The organism is Variovorax sp. P4_D9, assembly GCF_056401695.1.
Genome location: NZ_JBFUIU010001574.1, coordinates 1 through 978, shown reverse-complemented (window position 1 = coordinate 978; position 978 = coordinate 1). Strand labels below are relative to the sequence as shown.

The following is a 978-nucleotide window of genomic DNA, read 5'->3' as shown; positions in this document are numbered from 1 at the left end:
CCGCAGCCCAGCGCCGCGGCGGTCACGAGGAGCGCATTCAGCAGATGTCTCATGCAGCCTCCGGACTCAGTTGATCTTGTTGTATTCGTTCTGGCCGTTCTGCGCCCGCGTCTTGAGGTGCTGCTGCCAGGAGTTCGGGTCACCCACCTGCCAGCCGGGGGCGGTGAAGGCGGTGCCGGTGTTCGGTTGCGTGCCGGTGCCGGTCCACGGCGCCGCGTCGACGCGCACGCCGTGCGCATTGGTCTGCGGCTTCTCGCCGCAAGCCCCCAGCAGCAGCGCGGCGGCGAGCAGCGCCGCGGCAGATCCGAGGCGTCTCATTTCGTGCCCCCGTTGGGCAGCGGCGTGCCGGCCTGCTGCGAGCCGTAGGCGGTACCCCAGCCCCAGACTTCGGCACCCTTGCCGCGTGCCACCACGCGGGTGCGGAAGATGTCGGCCACGACGTCGCCGTCACCGGCCAGCAGGGCCTTGGTCGAGCACATCTCGGCGCAGGCCGGGAGCTTGCCTTCGGCCAGGCGATTGCGGCCGTACTTCTCGAACTCGGCTTCCGAGCCGTTGGCTTCGGGGCCGCCGGCGCAGAAGGTGCACTTGTCCATCTTGCCGCGGGCGCCGAAGGTGCCCTGGGCCGGGAACTGCGGCGCACCGAAGGGGCAGGCATAGGAGCAGTAGCCGCAGCCGATGCAGACGTCCTTGTCGTGCAGCACCACGCCTTCCTCGGTTCGGTAGAAGCATTGCACCGGGCAGACCGCCATGCAGGGCGCGTCGGAGCAGTGCATGCAGGCCACCGAGATCGATTTCTCGCCCGGCACGCCGTCATTGAGCGTGACCACGCGGCGGCGGTTCACGCCCCAGGGCACCTCGTTCTCGTTCTTGCAGGCCGTGACGCAGCCATTGCATTCGATGCAGCGCTCGGAATCGCAGACGAACTTCATTCTTGCCATGGAGATTCCTTTTTTATGCCCGCTCGACGTTGCAGATGGT

Annotated in this window: 2 protein-coding genes; both read right to left on the bottom strand. The window is 67.7% G+C overall.

Annotated elements, in window-relative coordinates; all coding sequences use genetic code 11:
- Window positions 1-66 precede the first annotated feature (66 nt).
- Complete coding sequence (locus AC1DY5_RS56995; RefSeq protein WP_478122935.1) at window positions 67-318, bottom strand: hypothetical protein; 252 nt, start codon at window positions 316-318, stop codon at window positions 67-69.
- The gene (fdh3B, locus tag AC1DY5_RS56990; RefSeq protein WP_478122934.1) at window positions 315-938 is read right to left on the bottom strand and encodes a formate dehydrogenase FDH3 subunit beta; all 624 of its coding nucleotides are present in this window, start codon (window positions 936-938) and stop codon (window positions 315-317) included. Before fdh3B ends, AC1DY5_RS56995 begins: the two co-directional genes overlap by 4 nt.
- Window positions 939-978 lie beyond the last annotated feature (40 nt).

What these genes read in the sequence shown, in the direction of transcription:
- AC1DY5_RS56995 (WP_478122935.1), bottom strand. Translation starts at nt 318, where the DNA reads ATGAGACGCCTCGGATCTGCCGCGGCGCTGCTCGCCGCCGCGCTGCTG.
- fdh3B (WP_478122934.1), bottom strand. Translation starts at nt 938, where the DNA reads ATGGCAAGAATGAAGTTCGTCTGCGATTCCGAGCGCTGCATCGAATGC.